The organism is Escherichia sp. AM3 (genome assembly GCF_032029835.1).
In the GTDB taxonomy this organism is placed as follows: Bacteria; Pseudomonadota; Gammaproteobacteria; order Enterobacterales; family Enterobacteriaceae; genus Escherichia; species Escherichia coli.
This window is the reverse complement of sequence record NZ_JAVUPQ010000577.1, coordinates 1-445: the sequence shown is the minus strand read 5'-3', so window position 1 is coordinate 445 and position 445 is coordinate 1. Positions and strand designations below refer to the sequence as shown.

Sequence of the window (445 nt, the reverse complement as noted above, 5' to 3'; positions counted from 1 at the left end):
ACTGCAATCTGACGCGTTGCATTGATACCGACCGGTAAACGGGACATCGCTCCGCTTGCATCCATCACCATATTACCGTCACGGGTCTGTGTGGCGGTTGCGCCACTGCCGGTCTGGTACATCATCTGACCAAACGACGTGGTGCTGTTGGTGCTCCAGCTGAAGCCGTTCACGTTTTCCGTCTGCATGTTGCCGTAGGAGTAATTACCGTCAACCACACTACCTGCCGCACTGGCAGTCGGGCTGATAGCAGAGGAAGCGAAATGGCTGTACACACTGGAAAATCCGGCCCCAAGCCCCCTGACCATCATCCAGGATAATGGCGGGATCATCATGGAAAGATACCCGGCAGTGGAAGCCAGATCGGAGTATTTCAGTTGTATCTGTGAAATTTCAGAGAGCACCACCGGCGCACCATTCTGTTTCGCATAAAATGTCATGGCAC

1 pseudogene is annotated in these 445 nt (G+C 53.7%); it reads right to left on the bottom strand.

Annotated features, from left to right (window positions below):
- Positions 1-445: pseudogene (locus RTW80_RS27330) on the bottom strand (conjugal transfer protein TraG); the annotation flags it as partial.